We start from the raw sequence: 23,890 nt of genomic DNA, 5'->3' as shown, positions 1-23,890 counted from the left end.
TGGGAAGGCCGAGAGATTAAGGAGAAGAGAAAAATGGTTTTATCCTCCAAGATTAAAAAGAAATGATCAGCTTCATTTCTTTTTTTTGGCAAAATTTGGATTTCAAAAAAGTTTATAAAAAGCCGATGATTTCAGCCAAAATTCGACAAAACATAGGCTATATCGCTTAATTGAAGCATAAAAAGTGAAAAAATTAGCGATTTATTCAATGAAAGCAGTTTCATTTATTGTAAAGAAATGAAAATATGCTACAATATGTATATCCTATTTATTTATGGATTGGAGGAGAAATCATGGATAAATTCACGATTGCTGATTATATTGAAAAACTACAGGCTAAAAAAGAAGAAGCTCATAACAAACAATGGCTGTATATAGAATGCAATGCCAAAGATTTAATGGAAGAATTGGAACCAGGTGTTAAAAATATGACTACATGCTGCAAGGCAATGCTTGAAGCTCTCTTAGAAGGGGATATTATTCTGGCTGCTCCTAAGACAAAGAACATGTGTGGTTCAGCTTTAACACTTCGTTATTATGTAGATAACTTAAGCCCAGAACGCAGAAAATATTCAGAAGTTAACTAAGCCACAGCCGTGGCTTTTATTTTGGTTGCAATTTTTAATGGAGCCGATATAATGTTCATGTGTATGATTTTATAGATGGTTCATAAACTAACAAAGGAGTTAAGAATGAAATTACTGGCAGCAGATTATGACGGTACGTTACGCAGAGGTGATACCGTTTCACAAAGAAATAAGGAAGCATTAATAAACTGGCGCAAGCAGGGAAATCTGTTTGGTATCGTTACCGGCCGCTCATTAGAGAGTATCCAAAAGGAAATCATTAAAAATGAGCTGGCTATTGATTTTCTGATAACCAATAACGGCGGTGTTCAAGCGGATGGCAATGGGAATGTACTATCAGTTACAAAGATCGATTTCAACGCGGCTCTTGAAATTATTGACTACATTCGTTCACTGAATTGTATATCCTATGTCCTCAATAATGGCATCAGCCGCAGCCGCACCGTATTAAAAGCATCAGCAGAGGATCTGAAATATGGCAATCAGGATGTGATGCGCAGTGAAGCTGATTTAATAGCGGAGGGACAAATCGCGCAGATTGTAATCTCCGTTGAAGATAATGAAATCAATCATGAGTATGCGAAAGCCATCAATGAGCGCTTTAGTGGTTATGTGGAAGCATTTCCTAATCTGTATTGTGTGGATATTGTGCCTAAGGGGATTTCCAAAGCTGAGGGTATAAATAAAATGCTTATTGATAGCAAATTAGAGCCGGTATCTGTTATCTGTGTCGGTGATCAGTTTAATGACTGTTCCATGCTTCAGGCTTATAAAGGCTATACCTTTCATGACTCACCGCAGGAACTTCAGTCAATGGCTTTTAAGGTGATTGATGAAGTTGCTGATGTTGTTGATGATGAGCTTTAAAAAATAGTCAGATACAATAAATTTATGCTATAATTAAAAAAGTGAAAGGAGTTTTGTCATGTTCAACTATATCACCACAACGAATATTACTCAGATAATACGTGCCATTATTGATATCATGTGCGTATGGGTTGTCATATACTATGGACTGAAGATCGTTCGTAATAATTCAAGAACGATTCAGATTTTTAAGGGCATTATTTTTGTTATTATCGTACAGGCTTTTGCCAAGGTTTTCAAACTGCCGACCATTGAAAGTTTGGCAGCGATGTTTATTGCATGGGGGCCGCTGGCTTTGATTATTCTGTTCCAGCCAGAGATCCGCAATGTGCTTGAAAAGCTAGGAAAGACGAATGTTTTTTCTCGTATTTCAACCTTAACGGTTAACGAACGTGAAAATCTGGTTGATGAGTTAGTGAAGGCAGCCGGTGAATTGAGTGCTACCCAGACAGGTGCTTTAATTTCGCTGGAGCAAAGTCATTCATTATCTGATTATATCAAAACAGGTACGAAGATGAATTCCATCGTGACCAGTGAATTATTATGTTCGATCTTTGTTCCGGGTACACCGCTGCACGATGGTGCGGTTATCATTCAGGGCGATAAGATTGCCTGTGCCAGTGCTTATTTTCCGCCTACAACCTTTGATTTTCCATCTTCATACGGTGCCCGTCACCGCGCGGCAATCGGTATCAGTGAAATTACTGATTCTATATCAATCGTGGTTTCAGAGGAAACCGGTACGATTTCGATTGCGGAGGGCGGCAAGCTGCATGTGATGAGCGTTGATTCATTGCGTGAATATCTGATGATGGTAATCTGTCACACAGAAAATGAGATTCAGAAGGATAATCAAATCAAAAAGGATTATGATGATGAAATTGAATTCAGTGACGGTGTAGAGGCTGAAGAGCATAAGGGCCCAAAAATCACAGCACATTTGATGAAGAAATCAGTGAAGAAGTTTGGTAAGCGTAAGGCTGAGGAAGAAGTCAAGGCTGAAGAGGCTGAAAAGCCAGTGGAAGCGGCTGAAGAATTAGAAGAAACTCAGGAAGTTGCTGAAGAGATCGTATATGATCAATCAGATTCAGAAACTGAAGGAGGTGAGTAGTCATGGCTAGACCTAAGAAGAAAAAAGAGCAGGAAGAAAAGAAGATTAATGAAAATAAAGTTGAGCTGGCTAAAACGATTGCTCAGCAAAGTCAGAAAATTGCCCGTTCCTATGCAAGTATCGAAAATACTTTCGCAAAGGCTTTCCGTTGGGTAAGCGCTTGGTTTGATAAGATTTTGTTTAATCAGCGTTATGCCAAGGAGGTTGCTTTGATTTTAGCAATCATCCTCTATGTGGCTACCAATTCCACGGATTCTTTGTCAATCAGCAGACAGCCGGCTTATACGAACACCTATACGGATCAGCCGGTAACCGCCGAGGTCAATTCAGCGGTTTATGAGGTAACCGGTTTACCTGAATCAGTAACGGTTTATCTGATGGGTGATCTGTCAGATATTCAAATGGCAGACAGTCAGGCAACGCAGAAGGTTGTGGCTGATTTGAATGGTTTAGGTGAAGGGACGCATCAGGTTGATTTAAAGGTTGCGAATATTTCCAGCCGTATTACCGCTGTGGTAAATCCATCAAGCGCGGTAATTACAATCAGCAAGAAGCAGTCTCAGGAATTCCAAATTGGTTATGATTTTATTAATACGAAGGATATGGATTCAGTGTATGCTCTCTCTGAGCCTGAATTTGAAAAGGATTCTGTGCTGGTACGTGCCAGTGACGCGACGATTCGCTCGATATCAATCGTAAAAGCTTTAATTGATGTATCGAATGTAACTGGTGATTTCACTGTTGAGGCACCGTTAGTAGCTTATGATCAGCAGGGAAATCGTATGGATGTTGATATTGTTCCGGATAAGATCAAAACTACGGTTAAGGTTACCCGTCCTGAAAAGGATGTGCCAATCAGCATTGTGCCGATTGGTGAGGTTCCAAACAACAAGGCAATCTCACGGTATAGCTTGGATCATCAGGCTGTGACGATTTATGGACCGCAGGAGGTGCTTGATCAGATCAACGGTATTGATATTCAAGTACCGGTAAGCAGCTTTACTTCATCACCGCAGGTTCTTTCAATGCCAATTAATCTGCCAAGCGGTGTGCGTAAGAAGAGCGTTTCGGTTGTCAGCATTACTATTGAATTAGCGGATAAGGTTGAGAAAGTGATTGAGGATATTCCAATTCAATGGAAGAATAATACTCAGAATTACAAATTGACACTTGATGAAAATGAACCGCAGACAGTGAATGTGACCGTCAGCGGTGCTCAGGAAGTTCTTGATACTGAGGATGGCAGCGCGATTTCAGTTTATATCGATTTAGCGGATGTAACGCAGACCGGTACGATTGAATTGCCTCTGCATGTCAGCGGCGGTAATAAGCTGGCAACTTATACCTTAGATAAGCAGACGATCAAGATCAATGTCACAAAATAAAAATTAAAAAGACAGGAGCTACTATGGGAAAATATTTTGGTACAGATGGCATACGCGGACGCGCTAATGATACGCTGACACTGGATAAGGCAATTAAGATTGGCCGTTATCTGGGTGCCTATTATGGGCAAAGCGGTCATGCGCGCATACTGATTGGCAAAGATACCCGTTTGTCCAGTTCAATGTTTGAATCGGGCTTAGCGGCTGGAGCTGCGGCGAGCGGCGCTGATGTGTATCTGTTGGGTGTATGCCCGACACCCAGCGTATCTTATCTGATTCAGAAGGAGCATTTCAGCTGCGGTATCATGGTTTCAGCTTCTCATAACCCTTATTATGATAATGGCATTAAGCTGTTTTCACCGGCTGGTAAAAAAATGGACCCGGCCGTTGAGGAAGCCATTGAGGCAACCTTTACGGGTGAAGATGAACTGCCTTATGCGATTAATGAAGCAATCGGCCGCATCATCGATTATCATGACGCGCTGCAGCTGTATATTTCATGGTTAAGGGAAACGGCCTGCGATTTATCAGGCATGAATATCGCATTGGATCTGGCAAATGGCAGCGCGGTAGCAACAGCGGTGGAAACACTGCGTGAGTTAGGCGCGAAGCTTGAAGTGATTCACAGTGAACCTAACGGTGTTAATATTAATACACATTGCGGATCAACGCATCCCGAGGAACTTCAGGAACTGATGCGCAAGGGACATTATGATGCTGGCTTTGCTTTTGACGGTGATGCGGATCGTTTAATTGCCGTTGATGAAGATGGCAATCTGATTAATGGTGATTATACGCTTTATATTGTTGGTAAGGCATTAAAGGCTAAAGGACTGTTGAAGGACGATGTTGTGGTGACGACAGTCATGGCGAATCTCGGTTTATATAAAGCTTTTGAGAAGTGCGGCATTCACAGCGTTCAAACGGCTGTTGGTGATAAATATGTTTATGAAAGTATGGAAGCTAATGGTTATACGATTGGCGGTGAACAAAGCGGCCATATCATCTTTAATGAATATGAAACAACTGGAGATGGTTTATTTACCGCCTTGCAGCTGCTGAAAATCATGAAGGAAACCGGGCTAAGCTTAAAGACTTTAGGTGAAGAGCTGTTTATTTATCCGCAGCTTTTAGTTAATGTGCCGGTAAAGGATAAGGAAAAGGCTCTGCATGATCCCAAAATTCTTGCGGAAATTGCGGCTGTGGAAGCAAAGCTTGGCGATGAAGGACGGATTTTGGTTCGGCCAAGCGGTACTGAACCGTTAGTCCGTGTCATGGTTGAAGCCAAGACTCATGAATTGTGTGAAGAGTACGTTTATCAAATCGTAGACACGATAAGAAGTTCTAACAATACCTTATAATACAATTTATAGGAATATTTTTGTTATCATATATTATTAATTGAAACGAATAAAGTACGGTTTGTTTAAAATCGTACTTTTCTTGTCCGTAAATTATTACATTCATTTTGCAGCCATTTTAGGTTGAGTCTTCAATATGTCTATATTGGCTGTTGGCAATGTCTACCCTATACCTTAATTGCTTAGCTATAATAAATGGATTAACACCTGGGGTGATAAATAGAGAAGTATATGAGTGGAGGAGATAGGGATGATATCATTCGACAGAATATTAGCTTAAACAAAGAAAAGAAACGGCAGGAGTTTTGCCGTTTCTTTTACAAATCATGTTTCGTTATGCGATTTTGTGCGACTTCATAGACTTCATCATCTTCCCGCGCGCCAATTACAACAATCAACAGATCATCGTTATGCCGGATGAGCTGGTAGACCATACGCAGACCAGCACCTCGGAGTTTGATTTTTAGGAAGCCGGAAAGATTAGTTCTATTTTTGTTTCCCAGGGGTTTTCCATAGCCGCCTTCGTTTTCCGGCAAAGGATTTTTGCAGACTTTCTGAATTGCTTTTCGAATCAGAATTTTCTGGCTGCCATCCAGTTTGCGGAGGTCTTCAAGGGCTTCAGGAAGGTATTTGACATTCCAGCTCATTCAAATTCAATGTCATCCGTTTCTTCAAAGTCAGAAGGGCTGAATCCAAATTCCTGATCTACCTGTTCCTGGGAGATAACGGCGGAGGGATTGAATGTGGACATACGCTGTGTAGCAACGGTTAAGAGCCTTGCATCACTTACTTCATCCAGAAGATGGATATATTCTTCAGGTGAAATAAGGACACATTCAGGAGAGTTGTTTTTCATAACAACCTTAGCGCCATGGCGTTTTACTTCATCAAAGATTTTCCCAGCCAGTCCACGGTTAAACTGAGAAATAGAAATTGTGTTTTCAATTGCACTTCGAATATTCATAATCATCACCTCATTACTTATATTATACGCAATGACAGCATAAAAATCAATAAATATGCTGATATAAATACTGCTGTTTGAATGCTGACTATCCAAATGTGTGAATAAAATCGTAAATTTTGTTAAATCGAAGGGACTTTAAACAAGTCCTTTTAATTTTCTCAAATTTTGATACAATAAGTGGTAGAAGAGGTGGTATTTATGAAAAAAGTAATCTGTGTAGTTGAAGATGAAAAAGACTTAAATGAACTGGTAAAACGCTATCTTGAAAAAGAAGGCTATGAAGTGCGTTCCTATTATACTTATGAACAGGCCAGCATTCATACGGTGGATGATGATGTTCATCTATGGATTCTGGATATTATGCTGGATGATAAATCCGGTTTTGATCTGATTGAAGAGATTCGCCTGCAGGGCCGTGATGTTCCGGTTATTTTCATGTCCGCACGCGATAAAGAGTTTGACCGCATCATTGGTTTAGAAAAGGGCAGTGATGATTACATCACGAAACCATTTTCACCTAAGGAGCTTGTGCTGCGGGTAAACAACATTATTAAGCGGACGTATAAGAGTGAGAATACGCGTATTCAGATTGACAGCTATGAACTGGATGAGGAACAGCGCAAGGTATTTGATAATAATGAAGAAATCGATCTGACAACAAAAGAATTTGATTTGCTGATGATGTTTATCCGCAACAAAGGAACAGCGTTCTCCCGAGAGAAAATTTTGGAACTGGTTTGGGAGGATAATTATTTTGGCTCAGACCGTGTTGTTGATGATACGCTGCGTAGACTTAGAAAGAAGCTGCCTAAGCTGAATATTCATACGATTTATGGCTATGGCTATCGTTTAGGATAATGAAAAAGCTGAATGCGTGGGTCAAGAATTTATCATTATCCCAGCAGCTGTTTGTTCTGATATTCTTTTTCATCGCTTTTTTCTCTTCCTTTTTCTTTATCTTTCTGACCGGAAATGTTGATGATTTTATCCGAGATCAAATGTTTAATATCATTGACCGCAATCAATCGATTATCGTCAATCTATATAAGATGGGGGTTGATGAGGATAAGATCATCACCCTTCAATTAGAAGACACGCAGAAAGATACGATGATGATTCATATCTTCTATACCGATAAAGGCAATTATTCTTCTGCCTCGGAAACGTTAAACAACAACCGCTCGCTGACGCTGACCATCGGCAAGCAGCTGCTGAAGCAGATGGAGGACGGTGTTGAGGTCGGCCATTATACTTATGACGGCGGTTATTATGCGATTAATATTGCCAGTCCTAATTTTGCGGTGGTATCTTTGGTTACCAAGGAATACCGAACAATGTATCGGGATACGCTGTTAAGCAGTGTAATCAATATTACGGTAATCGCGGTTGGCGTGTTCTTTATTGTGCTGATGATTTGGATGGGTTATCTGATTCATCCATTGAATCAGATTCGTAATTACATTGAAAAGATTAAGCTGGGTGAGGATGCTGAGCTGAAGGTAAATCGTAATGATGAAATTGGTGAACTGGCGGATGCGTTAGTCAGCATGCGTCAGGAGCTGAAGCGTCAAGAGAAGACCAAGGAGGAAATGATTCATAATATTTCTCATGATCTTAAGACGCCGATAGCTACGATTAAATCTTATGGTGAATCAATTAAGGATGGTATTTATCCATATGATACGCTTGAAAAGAGTGTCGATGTTATTATTGATAATGCGAATCGTTTAGAGCGTAAGGTGCATTCCTTGCTTTATCTGAATCGTGTTGAATATCTTGTGTCACAGAATACCGGTGAAAAGCGTACCAATATGAAGGAAGTTATTGAGGAGGTTCTGCTGGCTATGAAGGCAGTAAAACCGGATATTGAAATCAAGGCTGATCTGAAAGAGGTTTATTTTAATGGTTCCAAGGAGCCATGGCGTATTACAGTGGAGAATCTATTGGAGAATTCTTTGCGTTACGCGCAGACGCAGGTAAAAATTAAACTGAATGAAGATGAGCTGAGTATTTCCAATGATGGCCCTTGTATGTCAGAGAGCCGCATCGCTTCTTTATTTAAACCTTTTGAAAAGGGACAGGGCGGCCAGTTTGGTATTGGTTTATCCATCGTTTATAAGGTAACGACAGCGAATGGTTATAATGTTTCTGGTGAAAATATGACCAAAGGTGTAATTTTTAGAATCAATAAATTTAAAGCCTGATAGTTTTAATACCTCTCACTGATTCATAGACTGAATCAGGAGGGGTTTTTTTATGAATATCCATTATCAGATCGCTGGATCTGGAAGAAATGTAATTCTGCTGCATGGCTGGGGTCAGAATTGTACCATGATGAATCCGCTTCAGCAGAAGCTTAAAGAGCATTATCGAGTAGCCTCACTGGATCTTTTTGGCTTTGGTGAGAGTGAAGCTATTGAAAATTATGATACCTTTGATGATTATGTAGAAGCATTTCATCAGTTTGTTCTTGATCATGAATTAACAGATCCAATTCTGATCGCGCATTCTTTTGGCGCCCGTCTGGCGATCCGCTATGCGTTGAAATATTCAGTCAGCGCGATGATTTTAACGGGAGCTGCCGGTATTAAACCGCCGCTGACATGGCAGAAGCGCTGGCGTCAGACTTGTCATAAGCTGAGCCGCTGGCTGCCGCTGCCTAAGCCTAAAGGAAGCTATGATTATCAGCATGCGGATGTGTTTCAGCGCAAGGTGCTGGTACAGGTTGTCAATGAGGATCTGACACCGGTTCTTGAAAAGATTAAGGTACCGGTTTTGCTGATTTGGGGTGAGTGTGATGATCAGACACCATTATGGATGGGAAAAAAGATGGAAGCTTTAATGCCTGAAGCGTGTTTGATTGTTTTAGAACAGGAGGATCATTTTGCTTATTACCATCAAAGCGGCCGTTTCTGCGCAATTGTGAGTGCTTTTCTTGAAGGGTGGTGCCTTTCATGAGGCTGCTGATTGCCGCCTTGCTGATTGATCTGTCTTTCAGTTATTTTTTGCGGGATGCCCAGAGCTATCAGCAGAATCGGTATAATTTTGGCCGATATATCGATACGTTAAAGCGTGAGAAGCTTTGGCATGACTTGCTGCAGAACGGATTTCTATTTCTGTTTTTTATATTCAGTATCATGAGTGTCAGTGAAGCGGATGGATTGATTGTGCTGTTTCTTTGTGTCTATGTATATCTGTTTAGTAAAAATGAAGAAAAACAGCCATTAACCTTAGTTTATACTCAGCGGATCAAACGGCTGATTACTTTATATGCGGTATTGATCGCATTGTTTGTCTTGCTTTGTACTCAGCTGAGCAAGATCACGATCTATGTGCTGATGATTCCTTTGTTTGGTCTTCATTCACTGTTTTTTATTGTGACTGCCCTGCTGTCGGTACCGTTAGAGAAAAGGATTCGGCGTCAGTATCGGCAGGCGGCAAGTGAGAAGCTGGCGGGCTGCAGCTGTATCAAAATTGGCATTACCGGCAGTTATGGTAAAACCAGTGTGAAGAATATTTTAAATCAGCTGCTGTCTATGAAATACGCATGCTGCGCAACACCGCTTTCTTATAATAATGAAATGGGCATCACCCGTACAATTCGGGAAAAGCTGACGCTGTCCGATGAGGTTTTTCTCTGTGAAATGGGAGCGGATCATGTGCATGAGATTGAGGATCTGTGTCGTTTTGTACAGCCTGATTATGGGATTGTGACCGCGGTTGGTTTGCAGCATCTGGCAACCTTTAAGTCATTGGAGAATATCCTTCATGAAAAGCTCCAGCTGGCTGAGCATGCGAAAAAGGCGGTGTTCATCAATACTGATAATGAATATTTGCGTAACGCACAGATCAACAATCCAATTAAGATAATAAGCTATGGGGTGAATCGGCCGGCAGATTATCAGGGAGTAAATATTTTTTGTGACGCGTCGGGCAGCCGTTTTGAACTGCTTCATGAGAACAAGCGGACAGCTTTTGAAACTAAGCTGTTAGGAATGCATAATATTTTAAACTGTGTTGGGGCGCTGGCAATGGCCGATGAGCTTGGTGTTGATCTTGAATTAATGAAACTGGCACTTAAAACAATGCCGCCGATTCCTCATCGTTTAGAGCTGAAAAGCTTTGGCTGCGGCCGTTTAATTGATAATGCATATAATTCTAATCCTGACAGTGCCAAGGAAGCCCTTGAGGTGCTTGCGATGATGCCGGGCAGACATATTCTCATTACGCCGGGTTTCATTGATCTGGGGGCACAGACGGCGTTCTACTGTGAACAGTTCGGCACACAGATGAAGGGGATTGACCTAATTGTGCTGATTGGACGCAATGCCCCGGATATGGAAAGAGGCTGTATCAGCGTTGGGATTGAAGAAGAAAAGATTCTGCATGTGGACAGTATGCGCCGTGCCCTTGAGGTTGTGAAGGCAATGATGCATGAAAATGATACCATTCTGATTGAAAATGATATCCCTGATGCATTTCTTCATTAACCAATCTGGGTGTTTTGCATAATCTAGTGTGTGAGGAGGCGCAAGATGAAAATACAGGTTGGTGTCGTATACGGCGGAAAGTCTGTGGAGCATGAGGTATCGGTGATTTCCGCTTTGCAGGCCATGAAATCATTTGATCATAATAAATATGAGATTATACCGATCTATTATGGAAAGGATCAGCAGTTTTACACCGGCAGAAAAGCAATGGAAGCTGCCACATATCAAAAGCTTGAGGATATTCCTAAGCTGCTTGAGGTTGTTGACTGGGTGCGGGAGGGACAGGAGGTATTTCTTAAATACCGGCGTTTATTCAGGGTGAAACAGCGCCTTGATGTCGTATTCCCAATCATGCATGGCGCAAGCGGTGAAGATGGCAAGTTTCAAGGCTTCTTAGAAACATTAGGCGTTCCATATTGTGAATCCAGTGTGCTGTCCTGTGCCATCGTTCAGGATAAAGCGATGATGCGAAGAGTTCTAAACAGTGTACAGGTACCGTTAGTTGATGGCTTTGAGATTACCCGCAGTGAATGTATTCTGCATCCTGAAACACTCATAGAAAAAGCTGAACAAGTCGGCGGCCCATGGATCATAAAACCCGTCAGCGGCGGCAGTTCAATCGGCATTCTCTGCTGTGATGATAAGGATCAGCTCCTGCCAACCGCATTGGAATGTTTTGCCTTTGACAGCAAGCTGGTTGTTGAACATCGGTTTACAGATTTCAGGGAATTTAATATTGGACTGCTTGGCGATCATGATGATATAAAGCTGTCATTGATTGAGGAAGTATTCAAAAGTGATACGATCTTAAGCTATGTGGATAAATATGGCGGCAGTTCAAGCAAGGGTATGGAATCCATCAGCCGCCGGCTGCCGGCTGGTATTGAGGATGAAATCTGTGAGGCGATCAAAGAAGCAGCCAGAAATGCTTTTAAGGTTTGTGAATGCAGCGGCGTAGTGCGCATCGATTTCCTGTATGATAATGAAACCAAAGCTTTGTATCTTAATGAAATCAACACGATTCCCGGTTCATTAGCCGCCTATCTGTTTAAGGATATGAGCCGTCAGGAGCTGCTTGACCGCTGTATCAATCTGGCTTTTCGCAAAGAGCGGAATGCTAAGAAAATTGTTTCAACTATTGAATCATCACTGCTTAAAAATTCAGCCTTTGACGGCATCAAGAAATAAAATGCAAAGCAAGCCTATTTGATAAAGATAGGCTTTTCTTTTGTTTAATTGATGGTAATGACTTGCTTTACGAATGCTGCAGAATCAGTTGTAAATGATATAATGGTTAATGTAAGTTAACGAAAGAGGGTTTAGGATGAATCAGCATAAGATAACGATTAATCAAAACTGTGTTGGCTGTTCACTTTGTATCAATGACTGTCCGGCACACAATATAAAACTAGTAGACGGCAAAGCGCAGATCATCGCGGCTGAGTGCATCTTCTGCGGACACTGTGAGGCAGTCTGTCCAAAGGCGGCCATCACAATCAGCGGCTATGAGTATGAACCTATCAATCAAACTGCGTCAAAGCGCTTGAATCCTGATCAAGTATTGGCGGCTATCCGCTTCCGGAGAACGATCCGTCAGTTTAAAGATCAAGATATTCCTGAGCCTGTCATGGATCAGATTTTTGAAGCGGGCAGACTGACACATACCAGCAAGAATGCACAGGATGTTTCATTTATTGTATTAGATCAGAAAAAGCAAGAAATAGAAGCGATCGCTGTCCGGCTGCTGCGCAGAATAAAACCGCTGATTAATTGCTTTAACGCTCTGGCAAGACAAAATGAAATCGGTGATGACTTTTTCTTTTTCAAGGCACCGAAGGTTATCCTTATCACTGCTGATGATGCGATCAACGCGCACCTCGCGGCACAGAATATGGAATTTGTGGCGGAAGCAAATGGGTTGGGTGTTTTATTCAGCGGTTATTTCACGATGGTTTTAAAAATGTCCCATAAGATAAGAAAAAGGCTGGGCTTAAAACACAGCCAAGCAGTAGTAACTTTAGTATTGGGTTATCCAAAGGTTAAATATCTGCGTTCACCACGGCGTGAATCGCTTAAAGTAAACATTTACTAGGAGGGCTATAATGGCAGAAAAAATGGATTGTGCGGCGCGGCTGATGATGATTACAGAAGGGTTTAAAAACAATCGGAAAGCATTGACTGCAATCGGTGATGAAACAAGACAGCTGATTCTGCTTGTCCTTTTGGAAAGTGATTTGAATGGTATCCGCGTCGGTGAGATTGCGAAAAAGACACATTTAACACGTCCCTCGGTTTCACATCATCTGCAGATATTAAAAGAGGCCGGCATTGTTAATATGCGGAAAGAGGGAACAATGAATTTTTATTACATTAAGGCAAATGAAACTCAGTGGCAGAGCCTTTCAGAGCTGATGAAGCTGATTGTTGAGGGTGTTCTGCATATTAGTGATAATCAAGGAAAGGATGATGAATAATGATTTTATATTTCTCAGGAACTGGCAACAGCGAGTATGCGGCTCAGCAAATCGCAGCCAAGACAGATGATGAATGCTTGAATCTCTTTACCAAAATACGTTCTCAGGATACGCGGGAGCTGACCTCTCAAAAACCATGGGTTATCGTGGCACCGACCTATGCCTGGCGGATTCCGCGCATTGTTGAGGAATACTTGCACAAAACTAAATTAAATGGCAGTAAAAAAGTATATTTTGTGCTGACCTGCGGCGGCGCGATTGGCAATGCTGAAGCGAATCTGAAACGTTTATGCGCTGATCAGGGTTATCAATTTCAAGGCTGCGCGGAGGTTATTATGCCGGAGAATTATATTGCGCTTTATTCAGCACCGAATCAACAGGAAGCATTGAAAATTATTGAAGCGGCTGACGCGTTGCTGGCTAGGATTGCGGAGTGGATTAAAAATGGCAGCAGCATCCCGGCACAGCCAATCAGCTTCAAGGGTAAAGTGTGCAGTCAGATAATAAATCCATTATTTTACTCTTTGATGGTAAAGGCGGATAAGTTTTATGCAAAGGCTGATTGTGTGAGCTGCGGTCAATGTGTAAATGTTTGCCTGCTGAATAATATTCGGCTAGTGAACGGCAAACCGCAATGGGGGAAGGACTGCACACACTGTATGGCCTGTATCTGCCGCTGTCCAGTTGAAGCTATTGAATATGGCAAGCATACTGAAGGCTTAAACCGTTATACATGCCCAAAAAAATTAATGGATCAATAGAATAAGACATCCATGCAAGTGAGGCATTCACAGAAACAAGTAAAGTCAGAAAGAAAATTTTAAGCAGGCATATACAGAAAATGACCATGTCAGAGTTTCAATAATCTCAAGCATGGTCATTTTTTATACATGTCTTATTATCATCAATAATTAAAATAATATCTTTAAAACGATCTGATTCATTTAAAATATTTTGTTATCTTTGATGATAACATAATTTTCTAAAATAATTTAATGAAAGATCATTTTCTTATTCTTATAAATAATTCTTAATTCTCTCCATCGCCGCGTCACTCAGCTCATCACCGCATCGCTTTTTGGCCAACAAATCGGCATTCTTTAAGATTTCATCACAGATGCCGTCAACACGGTCTTTATCAGAATGGCGGGCAATTGAATTCATGATGCGATGAATCTCTTCCGTTGAGAATAAAGCTGAAGATACCAGCATATCTCTTGCCATGACACTTGAGCGGAAAGCATGATGATGACCATGTTCAAGATATTGAGCACAATCATGCAGATAACCGGCAATCTGAACTAATTCCGGATTATAATTCTCTTTTTCAGCAATCTCTTTTGCACAATCGGCAACTGCCTGACTGTGTTCAAAACAGAGCGCTCTATTTTCATCATTTTCGATTCCGTTATAGTAACGGTCAGCGATTTTCTTTATTTCTTCATAACGATTCATTTTTTCATCAGCTCCTTAAATTCCTCCAATGTCTGTGCAAAGAAGGTAAATGCATCATTGTATACCTCATCATTATTAGGGTCAACGCCAGAATGAATCAGTTCATCAATTGGACTCTCACTGCCGCCCATCTTTAAGAAGGACAGATAGTCAGATGTATTGCCGGATAATATCTTTTGTGCGAATGACAATGCCACCGACATTCCAAGCGTATATTTATAAACATAGAAATTGTAATAGAAATGCGGTACATAGTAACAGCCGGCACCATGAATCGTTTCATCAAGAAGCACCTCAGGGCCATAGTTTTCCTTGCTGAGTCTGAGGAACAGATCCATACATGTCTGATTTGAAACAGCTTCACCTTTTTCAATCTTCTCATGCAGCTGCGCTTCAAACTGAGCAAACATCGGCTGACGGTATAAGGTGCCAACCAGCTGTTCTAGGAGATTGTATAGAATATAAGCTTTATATTCATCATTGTCACTGGTGCTTAACAGATAACGGTTCAGCAGAATCTCATTCACGGTGGACGCAACCTCAGCGACAAAGATCCGATATCCGGCCAGCATACTGCGGTTGTTCTCATTGGAATAGGTAGAATGCATTGAATGACCTAGCTCATGAGCCAGTGTACTGAGTGAATCATAACCGCCGGTAAAATTCATCATCACATAGGCGTTTGATGTATACGTTCCCCATGAATAAGCGCCCGGCCGTTTTCCCTCATGAGTCATGAAATCAATCCATTGATTGTCTCTGGCCTGATGCAGTTTGCTCAGATAATCATCGCCCAATGGTTTTAATGCTTCATCCAATATAGCAAAGCATTCCTCAATGGTATAGTGAATCTCCGCATTCTTAACCAGCGGTACATTTAAGTCATAATAGTGCAGCTCATCAAGTTCCAGCAATTCTTTTTTTAAGGCATTATAGGCATGGAAGCCGCTGATATACTTTTCATTCGCCATAATGCATACCTTATCAAACAGCTTCTTATCAGCATCATCCTCAAACAGACTGGCTTCTAACGCAGAATTAAAATGTCTGGTATGTGCGTTAAAGACCTGACCCTTGGCATGGCCAATCAATAGATTCGACATCGGCGCGCTTAACCGCTTATATTCACTGAAATAATTGGTATAGGCATCTTTTCGTACCTGTGCGTCAGGGTTACGCAGAAATTCGCGCAGTGTCGCACCATTAAGAAACTGCGGTTTGCCGTCAACCATGACATCCTTAAACGTTACCCGCCATGACTGATAGGTACGCTGGGCATTGTCACAGATGTCCTGCATATCGGCAAGCATTTTCTCACCGGCTTCATCCAATCGATGCGGAATCGTTTTCCACACACAGGAAATCGGATAACGGAAATCCTTGCAGGCCGGCTGCTTCAAATATTCGTCTACAATCTCTTTATGGCGGATCAGTTCCAGATCAACAAAAGCCAGCTCGCTTTGCTGAGTATTTAGCAATAGCTCGGCTTTCGCAAGATTCTGCTGATTCAAAGCCTTTTCCGGTTCCACATCACAGCACATTTTCGCATAGACATATGCATTGTCCAAACAGGAGCCGAATGCTTCACTGGTTTCCATATAAGCGATAAAGCTTTCACAATCCTTACAGATTGACCCTTCCATCTGTTTTAAGGCTGTCAGTAATTCCTCGCATCGACGGATATTTTCATCAAAGGCATCCTGATTAGGAAAAAGTGATGAAAGGTCCCATTTGTACTGTGAAAGTACCTCTTCTCTTTTCATAGTTTCACCTCGTCCTATTCATTGTAGCTTTTAAGTGTTCGATAGGCAAGCTTTAATAAAAATTATTGCAAAGAAGGAGCGGCTGTATGTTATAATAAATAGCATAGAAGGAGGATTTGTTATGTCAACACCACATAATAGAGCAGAAGTAGGAAGTATTGCGAAAACCGTGTTAATGCCAGGAGATCCGCTCCGTGCAAAATATATCGCGGAAACATTTTTAGAGGACGCTGTGCAGTTTAATACCGTGCGCAACATGTTTGGTTATACCGGTACTTATAAGGGCAGAAAGATATCCGTTATGGGCAGCGGTATGGGTATGCCTTCAATCGGTATTTACAGCTATGAGCTGTATAAATTCTATGGCGTAGAAAATATTATCCGTATTGGATCAGCAGGTGCTTATACAGATAAGCTGAATCTGTTTGATACAATTTTGGTTGAAAGCAGCTGGAGTGAATCAAATTTTGCGAAGGCACAGAATGGTTATGATTCAGATATCGCATATCCAAGTGAAGAACTGAACGCGCGTCTTGAAAAAGCAGCAGAAGAATTAAATATTCCAGTAATCAAAGCCAGAATTCATTCAAGTGATGTTTTCTATCATGAAGATAATGTTGCGGGTCCGGCAGAGTTCTACAATGAACATGGCTGTGTTTGTGTAGAAATGGAAAGCTTCGCGCTGTTCCACAATGCGAAGGTTTTAGGCAAGAATGCCGCTTGTCTGCTGACTATTTCTGATTCATTAATTACGCACCAGGTAACAACCGCTGAAGAACGTGAAACTTCATTTACTAATATGATGAAGATTGCGTTGGAAATGGCTGACTAAACGTTTAGATGAGAAAGACAAAATCGAATAAGGCTTTGTCTTTTTTTATTTTTATAAGGGTAATATTAATAGTTATGCAACTTTTTAAGTAGAGGCAGAAGAATAAAAAAGGAAGCTTTAATTTCACTGATTGATTCAATGACTTAAAACTTCCTTTTATTAAATTGATTAAATTTAAGCTTTTTCTAAAACCTTGAGAATTTCCCCAGTATAGCTGCGATGATAATCCTTGTTTGGATAATTCTTATCAATGTCAGCATCAAGAAATTGGGAAGAATCAATATCTGAAACGGCAATCTTACGGCAAATCAGCACAAGCTTGGCTTCTTCGAAGTAAGGCGCTGCCTCAGTATAATTGACACTCAGTCCGCTTGCTTTGATTTTATCAATGTCGCGTCCTGATTTACTGCCGCAAAGCTTCAGCACATCTCTGTATTCTTCATCAAAAAAACAGAGTGAGAAGGTATCTTCTTTTTCCATAAACTGATACGTATAGCGCTGTGGACGCACAACAGTAACAGCAACCGGGCGATTCCAGATATATCCGGCAAAACCCCAGCTGGCAGTCATAGTGTTGCAGGCTTCTGCATTACCGGCAGTAACCAGCATCCACTGATTTTTAATTAAATCAATTAGATTTTCCTTAATCTCAACAGGTTTGATTTCTTTCATTTATTTTCCTTCTTTCATCATGATAAAGCTCATATGCCGTCCGCAGTTCTTATCCCGTCGATAGGAGAAGAAGTTTTCCTGATTCGAATAAGTACAGTTTTTATCAACCGAGATATTCGTGTAAGGTACACCGGCAAGAATACACTGTTCACGGTTCAAGCCTTTATTATCGACATAAGCTTTCTTAGTTTCCGTGTTTTGATAAACAAAGGCTGAAGTATCAAAGCTCATGTTCTTGATCAATTCTACAACCTCTTCACCAACTTCAAAATTATCCTGACAGATTGCCGGTCCGATATAAACCAGTAATTGAGATGGATCAACACCTTCATTCTCTTTTAGGTAATTAATCGCTTTGCCAGTGATTTCTTTAACGGTACCTTGCCAGCCAGCATGGATTGCGCAAATTAGCTCCTGAATTGGATCGTAAATCAGCACTGGTACGCAGTCAGCATGGAAGACACCAAGCATAATTCCTTTTTCTTTTGTATAAAGCGCGTCACAATCAGGAATTGCGCTCGCATCGTCATTACTGCCTTTACCGCTGTCAACGTTGGTAACTTTGATTAGATGATCTGAATGTGTTTGCTGAGCAAATACACACTGATTCAAACTGATGTTGAAATCTTCACAGAATTTATTGCGGTTTTTTAATATATTTTCTTTATCGCCTCCTACATGGAGAGCCATATTAAAATTCTCGGGCTGTTCAGCAACTCTTAACGTTGTACCGGCAGCAAGCATGCCATCATTTTTCCATAAGATATATTTTTTCATAGATTCCCTTCTTTCATTTGCGATCATTTAGAGTATATGATCTTTAAGTTAGTATAATGCATTTTGACTGTTTTTTCAAATCAATGACACTTTTTTCATCTTTGATGATCTGAGTTACAGAAGCTGAATTCGATTAATTCTTGTAAATCAAGATTCTTGCGTTAAATTGCCATTCGCTAATAAATTATTTTGTAGTATAATATATTAAACATATATAATAGATAGGTATGCTTTTGGGGAGGCAAATATGAAAAACAGGAAAGGATTTACACTTATAGAATTGATTGTAGTTATCGCCATTCTTGGTATTTTGGCACTTTTTCTTGTACCTTCCTTTATGGGATATGCAAAAGATGCGAAACAGTCTGTCTGTGAAAGTAATATGACATCAATTCAGCGGGCCTATCATTTTCAGATGGCAAAGCAGGAGAAAGATGAAGAACGTGATTTTCTTGATAAAGTTATGAATAATGAATTTGATGATTTCAGCACCGCGCCTAAGTGCCCATCTGGTGGTATTTATTATATCATTAATACAGGTGAGGAAGCCGGACAATCCGTCTTTCAGGTAGTATGCTCGGAGCATTCGAATGTATTAGGCAAAATACCGACTCAGATTCTGAATCAGATGATACATTTTAATCAAAATGTGAGAGATATGGATGTCACTTCTGATGAGTTTAAAAAGTATTATGAGTTATATAAGGAGAGTGTAGAGAAAGCTGGTGGTACGGCAAAAAATATAGGAATGTTTCAAAGCTATGTCCTGAATAACAATGATGAATTACGAAATTATTTACAATATATAAATGGTGGCTCATGGCCGACTTTACAAGTGAATGGCCAAACTTTATATGTTCAACCTTATATCGATTCACATCGCAGTAATTCAAGCGGTGATATCATTATTTATGCTTCCCCGAATGGTAATGGTAACTGGAATACTAATTATATTTATGATTCAAACACTGGTAAGTGGTGGACGGGTAAAAAATCATTCAGTGTTTCAGATAAGTCATTTGATCAGGTAAAAGAAAAGATGCAAGAGTATGGTTGGAGTGAAGTATCAAATCCACAGGATATGGTTATTACTGGTCAGATAGTTATGCCATAAGGACAATTGTGAAATTGCTGTATTGTGTATAGCTTCTTACTTATGCTATGATAACTGCAGGTGATACACATGCAGATAAATCGCTTAGATTTAGTTTATTCATTGTTTTCAATAGTTAATCAGAATAAGACAGATGATCCGGATTATGTGCTTGCCAAGTATTTTCTTGAGCATTATACCGAATTAAGCAAGCTGAATATCCATGAGGTAGCGGCTGACTGTTATGTATCAAGAAGCAGTGTACGCCGTTTCTGTCAACAAATCGGTTATGATAATTTTAAGGATCTTAAGGATGAATTCAGAGAATTTGATTATCAGTATAATTATTTTATGAAGCTTACAGATCGAGATAATTATCGGGAATGGCTGGCTGGCGAGTTAGCTAAGATGGTAAATGAACTGAATCAACGTATGGATACATCAGAGGTGGATCGTATTGTAGAACGGATTCATGACAGTGAAAATGTTGTATTCCTTTCTTCTTATTCGAGTATTTTGTTTTTGATGGAATTTCAAAGACCTCTGATTTTAAGCGGTAAGCTTGTTCGAGTTATGACTGATACTAATATGGATATAGATTTTCTGCTTTCATTAGGTGAGAATGATTATGTTATGACGGTATCAGCTACCGGTAATTTTGCCAGAGCGGTGATGCCTGTAATTACTCAGCTCAAGGCGTATAAGGCATTGATGACGACGGCTAGGATCAGTGAGCTTGAAGTACCTTATGATAAGGTATACCACTTAAGCGCCAATGATTATTCGAATGTGAAATCAGTCTATAGTAAGTATGGTATGGAATATGTGTTTGATAATCTATATAGTACCTATGTGCGGCGTTATGGTACGATCATCAAGAATACAAAATAATGAGTGTCTGCTTTATGCAGATGCTTTTTTCTTTCATGGTGCAGAAATTGAACCCCATTTTTTTATCTGTTCCATTAACATAAAGGTATGAAAAAGGAGAGTTGTACCATGAAAGTATTAATAGGCGGATTCGTTGCGGAATCCAATGCTAGAGTAAAGGAATATTGTGAGTTGACTAGTTTTATGCTGAAAACAGGTGATGAGGTAGCTAAGGCATTATATGTCGATGATTTATTTGCGGCAGAGGGTATTGAAGTAATACCTGCTATTTATGCAGATGGCAGAGCCGGTGGCATTGTTGCTAAGGAAGCATTTGACTATATCGCTAATCAATTTATTAAGGCTGTAAAAGAACACCAGCATGAACTGGATGGAATGTTCTTTTTTCTGCATGGTGCCAGTCATGTGCAGGAACTGTCAGGCGGCAGCGGCGAGCATTATATAATCCGTGAAATCAGAAAAATTGTTGGCCCATATATGCCAATTGCCATGGTTATGGACCCACATGGCAATCTGTCACAGGAGCAGGCTGATAATTGTACGATTATACGAACTTTTAGACATTCACCGCATACAGATCGCAGGGAATGTCATCGTTTAGTTGCTTCTTTGTTAATTGACTTGTTAAATCACCGCCGCAATATTCATCCAGTTTATCGCAAAGTACCTGTGCTTTTGGGTGGTGAACGGACAGTTTCCACCGATGAACCAATGGTTTCAATTAATAAGATGCTTGATGAAATTGAAAAGGATGAGCGAATTATGTGCTGCTCATATCATATTGGTTATGTACGTCACGACAGTGATAAATGCGGAGCCAGTGTAATTGTTGTGCCTAATAATGAAAAGGATACCGCTTATGCGAATACAAAGGCAGATGAAATTGCAGCTTTTGCTTTTTCTAAAAGGCATGAGTTTCATTTTACAGGTATGGCATTAGAGCCAGAGGATGCAGTGAGAGCAGTGATGGCGGCAAAAGGAAAACCATGCTTTATTACAGATTCAGGTGATAATTGTACGGCTGGCGGACCAGGCTGTAATACGTTCATTCTTCGTCAATTCCTGGCTCTGGAAGATTATGCAGAGAAACGCATTCTCTTTGCTTGCATCAGTGATGAAGGCTGTGCAAACCAGCTTGCAGATTATGCGCTAGGCAGTACCGTGAGCTTTGACTTAGGTATTGATGAAGATGCATTATCAGCTAAGGTTTCGCTAATTGCTACAATCCTTGCTAAAGGTGAACTGCATCATCATTATGGTGATCAGACAGCGATTGGCAGCTGTGTTACCGTTCGTCTGAAGGATCGTCCTATTGATATCGTGATTGCGCAAAAAGCGGTATCGTTTGCGGAAAAAGCTCAATATGATTATGCTGGTATTAATATGGATTATGATGTTATTGTTGTAAAACAGGGTTATTTATATCCTGAACTGAAGCAGGCAGCTAAATATTTTGTTATGTCTTTGACCGATGGGGCTACCAATCAGCGTACAGAGAAAATTAAGTATCAGAAAATTTTAAGACCTATGTATCCAATTGATGCAATTTAGAATAAGAGGGAGCAAAAGCTGGCACCCTTTTAAGAAAAAATAATGCTAGACTATGGATAACAAGGATCAGGCAGAGAAATGCTGATGCGCGCTCATGAATTATTCAGTTAGCTAGAATGTCTGAATCATTGTATTTAATTTAATATACGAAAATATCGATAAAGGAGATTCGCTATGTATTATAAAGAAAAGCCAAAGTTTCCGGATACGTTCTTATGGGGAGCTTCATCGGCAGCCTGGCAGGTTGAGGGTGGTGTTGCTGAGGATGGCAGAACGCCGGCAATTATTGATTTGAACAGCAAGAAGAAAAAACCATATACAGATAATTCAATTACAGCCGATCATTATCATCATTATAAAGAGGATGTAGCATTGATGGCTGAATGTGGATTTAGTTCATATCGTTTTTCAATCTCATGGTCAAGAATTATACCTGCCAGTGATGGTGTTGTAAATGAAAAAGGTATTCAGTTCTATAATGACTTGATTAATGAATTAATTCGTCATCATATTACACCGATCATAACTCTGTATCATTATGATATGCCAGTGTGGGTTGATGAAGAATTAGGTGGTTGGCGTGATCGCCGCATAATTGATGCCTTTGATCATTATGTTCGAGTATGTTTTGAAGCATTTGGTGATCGTGTTAAATATTGGCTGTCAATTAATGAACAGAATATGCAGATAGTTTATGGCAAATGGTTAGGTATTGATAAAGGATGTACAGACTGGGAAAAAGAAAAGTGGCAGATTAATCATATTATGAATCTGTGTCATGCTAAGGCTGTTATTGCCTGTCATGAGATGGTTGCAGATGGGAAAATCGGACCGGTTCCCGGTTATGTGCCAATTTATCCAAAAAGCTGTAAGCCTGCTGATCAGATTGCAGCTATGAATGCTGAGGAATTGACTGAGAAAATCTGGAATGATTTATATGTTCATCGTGAGTACAGCAATTTTGTGAAAAAGTATTGGCAGCTTCATGATGTTGATCCGGATATTCGGCCAGGAGACATGGAACTGATTCAGCAGGCCAAAATTGATTTCTTTGCATTGAACTGCTATCGAAGCAATACGGCAATGGATTGTCCGCCTGATGAAAGTTATCTTGAACTTCAGCTGAATAAGGAAGGAATTAAAGGACAGTTTGTGTATCCTAAGTTTCCTGGCGAATATCAATTATGCGCCAATCCTTATGTAGAAGTGACGGATTGGGATTGGGAAATTGATCCGATAGCGATGCGTTATATGCTGCGTTATATGTGGGATCATTATCGTCTGCCGATGATGATTACAGAAAATGGTATTGGTGCACATGATGTATTAAGTGAAGATGGTCATGTTCATGATGAATATCGTATTAATTTCCTGCGTGATCAGATTGAACAAATTGGTATGGCCATTGAGGATGGCTGTGAGGTTTGGGGATATAATCCATGGTCTTTTACTGATTTGTTAAGTACAGGCAATGGTATGGCAAAGCGTTATGGTTTAGTTTATGTCAATACAACTGATCAAGAAGTATTAGATTTGCGGCGTATAAAAAAAGATTCCTTTTATTGGTACAGCAAACTGATTAAATCAAACGGTCAGGATTTGGGAAAATAAGGA

24 protein-coding genes are annotated in these 23,890 nt (G+C 40.3%); 18 read left to right on the top strand and 6 right to left on the bottom strand.

From position 1 onward, the window contains the following. Positions 1-293: 293 nt before the first annotated feature. The 5 genes from DAHG_RS10760 to glmM all read left to right on the top strand — a co-directional run bounded on the left by DAHG_RS10760 (position 294) and on the right by glmM (position 5,311). Positions 294-587 (top strand): hypothetical protein, encoded by a 294-nt coding sequence (locus tag DAHG_RS10760; RefSeq protein ID WP_022938361.1) that lies wholly within the window; start codon positions 294-296, stop codon positions 585-587. A 105-nt stretch (positions 588-692) separates the two neighbouring features. After that, positions 693-1,454 (top strand): HAD-IIB family hydrolase, encoded by a 762-nt coding sequence (locus DAHG_RS10755; RefSeq protein ID WP_022938360.1) that lies wholly within the window; start codon positions 693-695, stop codon positions 1,452-1,454. A gap of 58 nt (positions 1,455-1,512) precedes the next feature. After that, positions 1,513-2,565, top strand: coding sequence for a diadenylate cyclase CdaA (gene cdaA / locus DAHG_RS10750; protein ID WP_022938359.1), 1,053 nt, complete (start codon positions 1,513-1,515; stop codon positions 2,563-2,565). A gap of 2 nt (positions 2,566-2,567) precedes the next feature. Next, positions 2,568-3,950, top strand: coding sequence for a CdaR family protein (locus DAHG_RS10745; RefSeq protein WP_022938358.1), 1,383 nt, complete (start codon positions 2,568-2,570; stop codon positions 3,948-3,950). Between the two features lie 23 nt (positions 3,951-3,973). Further along, a complete protein-coding gene (glmM, locus tag DAHG_RS10740; protein WP_022938357.1) occupies positions 3,974-5,311 on the top strand; it encodes a phosphoglucosamine mutase in 1,338 nt (445 codons plus the stop codon). A gap of 317 nt (positions 5,312-5,628) precedes the next feature. Here the strand turns inward: glmM and DAHG_RS10735 are convergent, their stop codons facing one another. Both DAHG_RS10735 and DAHG_RS10730 read right to left on the bottom strand, forming a co-directional pair. After that, complete coding sequence (locus tag DAHG_RS10735) at positions 5,629-5,958, bottom strand: type II toxin-antitoxin system RelE family toxin (RefSeq protein WP_022938356.1); 330 nt, start codon at positions 5,956-5,958, stop codon at positions 5,629-5,631. Further along, positions 5,955-6,275, bottom strand: coding sequence for a type II toxin-antitoxin system Phd/YefM family antitoxin (locus tag DAHG_RS10730; protein ID WP_022938355.1), 321 nt, complete (start codon positions 6,273-6,275; stop codon positions 5,955-5,957). The genes DAHG_RS10735 and DAHG_RS10730 overlap by 4 nt, the downstream gene beginning before the upstream one ends. Before the next feature lie 201 nt (positions 6,276-6,476). Between DAHG_RS10730 and DAHG_RS10725 the strand changes: the two genes are divergently transcribed. From DAHG_RS10725 to DAHG_RS10690, 8 genes are all read left to right on the top strand, one after another. Further along, the gene (locus DAHG_RS10725; protein ID WP_022938354.1) at positions 6,477-7,136 is read left to right on the top strand and encodes a response regulator transcription factor; all 660 of its coding nucleotides are present in this window, start codon (positions 6,477-6,479) and stop codon (positions 7,134-7,136) included. Continuing rightward, positions 7,136-8,482, top strand: coding sequence for a HAMP domain-containing sensor histidine kinase (locus DAHG_RS10720; protein ID WP_022938353.1), 1,347 nt, complete (start codon positions 7,136-7,138; stop codon positions 8,480-8,482). Before DAHG_RS10725 ends, DAHG_RS10720 begins: the two co-directional genes overlap by 1 nt. Before the next feature lie 52 nt (positions 8,483-8,534). After that, complete coding sequence (locus DAHG_RS10715; protein WP_022938352.1) at positions 8,535-9,236, top strand: alpha/beta fold hydrolase; 702 nt, start codon at positions 8,535-8,537, stop codon at positions 9,234-9,236. Continuing rightward, the gene (locus DAHG_RS19380; RefSeq protein WP_022938351.1) at positions 9,233-10,768 is read left to right on the top strand and encodes a UDP-N-acetylmuramoyl-tripeptide--D-alanyl-D-alanine ligase; all 1,536 of its coding nucleotides are present in this window, start codon (positions 9,233-9,235) and stop codon (positions 10,766-10,768) included. Before DAHG_RS10715 ends, DAHG_RS19380 begins: the two co-directional genes overlap by 4 nt. A gap of 45 nt (positions 10,769-10,813) precedes the next feature. Next, positions 10,814-11,956 carry an ATP-binding protein gene (locus DAHG_RS10705; protein ID WP_022938350.1) on the top strand — a complete coding sequence of 381 codons (1,143 nt, stop codon included), beginning with the start codon at positions 10,814-10,816 and terminating at the stop codon, positions 11,954-11,956. A 136-nt stretch (positions 11,957-12,092) separates the two neighbouring features. Then, positions 12,093-12,860: a nitroreductase family protein gene (locus DAHG_RS10700; protein WP_022938349.1), complete on the top strand. Its 768-nt coding sequence runs from the start codon at positions 12,093-12,095 to the stop codon at positions 12,858-12,860. Positions 12,861-12,870: 10 nt separating this feature from the next. Further along, positions 12,871-13,242 (top strand): ArsR/SmtB family transcription factor, encoded by a 372-nt coding sequence (locus DAHG_RS10695; RefSeq protein ID WP_022938348.1) that lies wholly within the window; start codon positions 12,871-12,873, stop codon positions 13,240-13,242. Beyond that, positions 13,242-14,003, top strand: coding sequence for an EFR1 family ferrodoxin (locus DAHG_RS10690; protein ID WP_022938347.1), 762 nt, complete (start codon positions 13,242-13,244; stop codon positions 14,001-14,003). The genes DAHG_RS10695 and DAHG_RS10690 overlap by 1 nt, the downstream gene beginning before the upstream one ends. Positions 14,004-14,259: 256 nt before the next feature. On the opposite strand, the gene DAHG_RS19375 is transcribed toward DAHG_RS10690, so the two are convergent. Together DAHG_RS19375 and pepF are read right to left on the bottom strand one after the other, a co-directional pair. After that, the gene (locus tag DAHG_RS19375; RefSeq protein WP_022938346.1) at positions 14,260-14,697 is read right to left on the bottom strand and encodes an HD domain-containing protein; all 438 of its coding nucleotides are present in this window, start codon (positions 14,695-14,697) and stop codon (positions 14,260-14,262) included. Next, positions 14,694-16,460 carry an oligoendopeptidase F gene (pepF, locus tag DAHG_RS10680; protein ID WP_022938345.1) on the bottom strand — a complete coding sequence of 589 codons (1,767 nt, stop codon included), beginning with the start codon at positions 16,458-16,460 and terminating at the stop codon, positions 14,694-14,696. Before pepF ends, DAHG_RS19375 begins: the two co-directional genes overlap by 4 nt. 121 nt (positions 16,461-16,581) lie before the next feature. Here pepF and deoD point away from each other — a divergent pair, with 121 nt between their 5' ends. After that, positions 16,582-17,292, top strand: coding sequence for a purine-nucleoside phosphorylase (deoD, locus tag DAHG_RS10675; RefSeq protein WP_022938344.1), 711 nt, complete (start codon positions 16,582-16,584; stop codon positions 17,290-17,292). A 174-nt stretch (positions 17,293-17,466) separates the two neighbouring features. Here the strand turns inward: deoD and DAHG_RS10670 are convergent, their stop codons facing one another. Together DAHG_RS10670 and pgeF are read right to left on the bottom strand one after the other, a co-directional pair. Next, complete coding sequence (locus DAHG_RS10670; protein WP_022938343.1) at positions 17,467-17,964, bottom strand: flavin reductase family protein; 498 nt, start codon at positions 17,962-17,964, stop codon at positions 17,467-17,469. Next, positions 17,965-18,741 (bottom strand): peptidoglycan editing factor PgeF, encoded by a 777-nt coding sequence (gene pgeF / locus DAHG_RS10665; protein WP_022938342.1) that lies wholly within the window; start codon positions 18,739-18,741, stop codon positions 17,965-17,967. A gap of 247 nt (positions 18,742-18,988) precedes the next feature. On the opposite strand from pgeF, the gene DAHG_RS21880 reads away from it, so the two are divergent. The 4 genes from DAHG_RS21880 to DAHG_RS10645 all read left to right on the top strand — a co-directional run bounded on the left by DAHG_RS21880 (position 18,989) and on the right by DAHG_RS10645 (position 23,887). Further along, positions 18,989-19,855 (top strand): prepilin-type N-terminal cleavage/methylation domain-containing protein, encoded by an 867-nt coding sequence (locus DAHG_RS21880; RefSeq protein WP_022938341.1) that lies wholly within the window; start codon positions 18,989-18,991, stop codon positions 19,853-19,855. Positions 19,856-19,924: 69 nt separating this feature from the next. Beyond that, positions 19,925-20,725 carry a MurR/RpiR family transcriptional regulator gene (locus tag DAHG_RS10655; protein ID WP_022938340.1) on the top strand — a complete coding sequence of 267 codons (801 nt, stop codon included), beginning with the start codon at positions 19,925-19,927 and terminating at the stop codon, positions 20,723-20,725. Positions 20,726-20,833: 108 nt separating this feature from the next. Beyond that, positions 20,834-22,276, top strand: a complete 1,443-nt coding sequence (locus tag DAHG_RS10650) for a M81 family metallopeptidase (protein WP_022938339.1) — start codon at positions 20,834-20,836, stop codon at positions 22,274-22,276. Positions 22,277-22,450: 174 nt separating this feature from the next. Next, positions 22,451-23,887 carry a glycoside hydrolase family 1 protein gene (locus tag DAHG_RS10645; protein WP_022938338.1) on the top strand — a complete coding sequence of 479 codons (1,437 nt, stop codon included), beginning with the start codon at positions 22,451-22,453 and terminating at the stop codon, positions 23,885-23,887. Positions 23,888-23,890 lie beyond the last annotated feature (3 nt).

The sequence above is a fragment of the Dielma fastidiosa genome (assembly GCF_000313565.1).
Classification (GTDB): Bacteria; Bacillota_I; Bacilli_A; order Erysipelotrichales; family Erysipelotrichaceae; genus Dielma; species Dielma fastidiosa.
This window is presented reverse-complemented; position numbering and strand designations above follow the sequence as displayed.